General features: G+C 58.8%; 2 protein-coding genes. One reads left to right on the forward strand and one right to left on the reverse strand.

Going from position 1 to position 3,560, the window contains the following annotated elements; translation table 11 throughout:
• Positions 1 to 2,370, forward strand: a 2,370-nt coding sequence (locus NW819_RS10335) for a phospholipid carrier-dependent glycosyltransferase (protein WP_414413686.1), incomplete at its 5' end; no start/stop codon positions are given.
• Here NW819_RS10335 and NW819_RS10340 read toward each other — a convergent pair.
• Entirely contained in the window at positions 2,252 to 3,280 is a 1,029-nt protein-coding gene (locus NW819_RS10340; RefSeq protein ID WP_414413687.1) for a LysR substrate-binding domain-containing protein, read from the reverse strand. The genes NW819_RS10335 and NW819_RS10340 overlap by 119 nt on opposite strands.
• Between the last annotated feature and the right edge of the window lie 280 nt (positions 3,281 to 3,560).

Below are 3,560 nucleotides of genomic sequence, written 5' to 3' on the forward strand. Positions count from 1 at the left end.
CTGGGGATGGTGGCCCTGCTGCTGCTGGTGATCTGGAATTGGACGGATCCCTTGCCGCCGGCGTGGGATGAGGCGCAGCATTTGTTGCAGGCGCAGGCGTTTGGGCTTCACCTGCAGCGGTTTCGCTGGGATGGGCTGTGGGGGCAGCAGTTTTTGCATTTGAACCAGCGCTACCCCCCTTTGGCCTATTGGCTGGGGATCCCCTTGGCGGCTCTGCATCCCTTCAGCCGGGCGGACGGGCAGTTGCTCAACTTGGTGTTGCTGGGGGTGCTGGTTCTGGCAACGCAGCGGCTGGGACAGCGGGTCTATCGCTCTGGGGAAGTGGGCTGGCTGGCGGCGGCGCTGCTGCTCCTCTATCCGGGGATCACGGCTTTGGCCCACGTGTACATGTTGGAGTTGCCGCTGGTGGTGGCGGTGACGCTGGCGTTTTGGGCGCTGTGGGCCTATGGGGAGAAGCCTTCCTGGTGGGGGGCGGTGGGGGTGGGGGCGGGGGTGGCGGCGGTGCTGCTCACCAAGTGGACAGGGGTGCTGTTTTTGCTGCTGCCTTTGGTGGGAGTTGCAGGTCAGGCCCTCTGGCGCTCTGGGAAAGCGGTGGGGTGGTGGAAAGGGATCCCTTGGCCGGCGCGGCTGGCCCACTTGGCCTTGGGGATGGGTGTGATGCTGCTTTTGTGCTGGCCCTGGTATGGGGCCAATTGGCTGTTTGTGCTCAGCAATGGCTGGGCTTACGCCGAGACTGCCCACTACTACATCACTTGCCCAGCGGGATCCCTGTGCTGGTGGACTGCCTACTTGCGCCTTTTGCCCCTGCAGATGAGCCCTTTTTTGTGTGGGTTGCCGCTGCTGAGCGGGTGGGGATCCCTGGACAGGCGAGAGGCAGTCTTGTGGGCCACCTACGGTTCCGGCTACCTTCTCTACACCCTGGTGGACATCAAAGATGTGCGCTTCACCCTACCCCTGCTGCCTCTCTTGGCCGTGTTATCAGCAGGCGGGATCCAAAAGGCTTGCCGGTGGTTGGAGGAACGCTGGGGTGCGTGGGCTTTGCAAAGGGGAGTCTGTGCAGGGCTAGTTCTGGGCTGCTTGGCCTTGGCCAATTTGGGTCGGCCCCTCACCCCAGGGGTGGCCCCTCTGTGGACGGGGATCCAGATGCGCTGGCAGGGGAAGCACCCCACACAGGAGCTGACCCAGTGGATCCAATCCTTGATCCAGCCAGGCTTGACCACCACGTTGGGAGTTCTCCCCAATACAGAGCTGATCTCTTCCGAAACCCTCACCTACTTAGCAGCTCTCCAGCGCTGGCCGGTCACGTTCCGCGCTGCCGGGCAAACCCCCTGGCCGGAGCTGGAGCTATCCTTGCTGGATGGGTTTGTGGATGCCGAAGGGGAACAGGGGATTATCGGCCCTTATGGCCCGACTAAGGAGCAGATCCGGCAGCACCTGCGCAGCAGCCCAGACTGGCGACAAGATCCGGCGGTGGAGTTGCCTACGGTGGGTCGGCCGCACACTTACTTCCCTCGCATGCCAAGAGTGACGGTGCAGAAGTGGCCTCTGGAAGCTGGGGAGGTGGAGCTGGTGGAGGTTGAGACGCTGTCGGAGCTGGGGATCCCGGCCTGGAAGTTGCGCTGGCAAGGCCCAGCTCAGAACTTGGCCCAGACGCTGGTTTGGGCGCGGCTGGAAGATGGGCAAGGACGGGTTTTGGAGAAGCGGGCCTGGGTGCTGGGGCAGAATCGCCTGCAGCTCAACTCAACAGGCGGCTGGCTGGTGGAAGAGATCTTGACGCTGCCCACAACCGACTTCCCAAGAGGTGGCCTTCTCCACCTGGAATGGCAGTCGCCCAAAGGGATCCGCCATTCCCTACACCAATCCTGGAGAGGATCCCTGTCGAGCTTCCCGAAGGAAGGCCCCTTCCTTGTAACGGATCCCTTGTTTCCTCTCCGCAGGGCGGCCAGAGCTGCCGCTGTTGGGGATCTGCAGGCCCTCTCCCTTTACCTCAATGCCTGGACAACCCTGCAATACCCGACTTTTTTGACGGATCCAGATCGCATCCTGGTACGGCAACTGCTGGAGGGGGAACGGCAACAGGCTGCTGCCCAAGGCCAACCGAGCCAGCAAATCCAAAGCCACTACCAACTGGGCTTAATGTTGGCGGCGCTGTTACAACCAGAAGCAGCTCAGTTGCATTTTCAACAGATCGTCGAGCTGGATCCGGAAGACGAGTGGGCGCGGGCTTACCTGGGGTTTTTGCGAGTATTGTTCACTCACGACTTTGAGGGGATCCGGGGGTTGCGACAAGAGCTCTCGGCTGTGCTTCAGCCTCTTTGCCGGAAAGCGGATTTGGATTGGGATTTGAATTGGATTTGTGCTGCTCTTTAGCCACAAAGTCCAGCTCCATTTGAGAAACCTGGGAAAGAAGAAAGTCGGCAAAAGCTTTGGCCACCACCGAAAGACGCTTAGAGCGCAAATAGACCAAATACCAGAACCCCCGAATGGGAAACTCTTCCACATCCAAAATAGCCAGATGATGCTGCCACCCCCCCAAGGCCAACACATGCTGAGACAAAACCGAAATGCCCAATCCACCCAAAATCCCTTGGCGGATAGCTTCGCTGCTGCCTATCTCCATGCGAATGTTGAGCTTTAGGTTATGCTTCTCAAAAAGCCGCTCTACAGCCATGCGGGTGCCGGAGCCGGGTTCACGGGCTAAAAAAGGTTCTTGGGCAATGCGCGCCAGAGGGATCCGCTTTTGGCCCACCAGCGGATGATGAATGGGGGCCATCACCACCAAGGGATTTTCCAGAAAAGGTTGCGCCACCACGTCCAGATCTTCTGGCGGCATCCCCATCACGTAGAGATCGTCCATGTTGTTGCTCATCCGCTCCAAAACCTGCTGGCGGTTGAGCACCTTAAGAGCTACGTCAATGCCGGGATACTGCTGACAAAATGGCCCCAGCAGACGGGGTATAAAGTATTTGGCAGTGGTGACCACTCCAATGCTCAGCCGTCCCTGCTTTAGCCCCTTCAGGTCGGCAAGGGTCATCTCGAATTGATTCAATTGTTCAAAAATCTTCTCGCAGGTTTGGTGTAAAGCTTGCCCCGCTTCGGTGAGATACAGCCGCTTGCCCACCTGTTCAAACAACGGTAACCCCACGGCTTTGCTCAATTGCTTGATCTGCATGGAAATCGTGGGCTGGGTCAGGTAGAGCTCTTCGGCAGCGCGGGTAAAGCTCAGGTGGCGGGCGGCAACCTCGAAGATTTGCAGTTGATGCAGGGTAATGGCCTTCATGGACAATCAAGAAAAGTTAAAGGTTTACTACTAAATCATAAGCGCTAATCTATGCCTTTTGGCGAGATCCCTAGGAGAACCTGGCTGACGGTCACAGTGGCGGAAGGGGCAAAACCGAAGAGCAACCCCCTACCACTCGGACTTAAGGTAGAGATCGACCAAGGGATTGCGCCGGTGTGGGCACAGGCGGCTGTTTTTTTCCAATAGCCGCTCTCTGGGCAGGAGAAGAGTACGATCGCAGACATTCTCGTGGAGGTTGAGAGCATGCCTCTAACCCCCA

Origin of the sequence: Synechococcus sp. R8-2 (assembly GCF_047461715.1) — a bacterium.
Lineage (GTDB): Bacteria > Cyanobacteriota > Cyanobacteriia > Thermostichales > Thermostichaceae > Thermostichus.